The organism is Pseudomonas sp. HMSC066A08, from assembly GCF_001813025.1.
Lineage (GTDB): Bacteria > Pseudomonadota > Gammaproteobacteria > Pseudomonadales > Pseudomonadaceae > Pseudomonas > Pseudomonas aeruginosa.
Window position 1 is genome coordinate 1 of sequence record NZ_KV811227.1, and the last position, 465, is coordinate 465.

At 43.9% G+C, this 465-nt stretch carries 1 protein-coding gene; it reads left to right on the forward strand.

What is annotated here, in order from left to right:
- The coding region (locus tag HMPREF2886_RS32750; protein ID WP_139148377.1) for a tetratricopeptide repeat protein at window positions 1-465 on the forward strand (465 nt) is incomplete at both ends.

The window sequence follows — 465 nt, forward strand, 5'->3', positions numbered from 1 at the left end:
ATAACATGGGGGCAATGATTGGCAATCGTGCCGGGGTTAAGAATCCTGCTACCGATGGGCTTACCTTCTTGGAGAAGGCCGCCAGTATGGGTAACCCTCCAGCCTTAACTGCGTTAGGTAAGCTTTATATTTATGAAGCGAATCAGGACGAACTAGGACTTCGGTACACGCGATGCGCTGCTGAGCAAGGATATGCTCCCGCTAATTATGAATTGGGTGCGTATTATAAAATAGTTAAGCATAACTATCCTAAGGCGCTGAGCTATTACCAGCTTGCTACTTCTCAAGGGGATGGTGATGCTGCGCTTCTAATGACAGATATATTCGATGAAAAAAGTCGACCAGTTGATAGGATGTGGTATGACGCGGATAAGAAACTTTATGAGATTTATTACTCTATTTACAAGAAGCTTGAAGTTGATCTAGATCTACGTTTTCCCAACTTGATAAAGGACCATCCTCTGC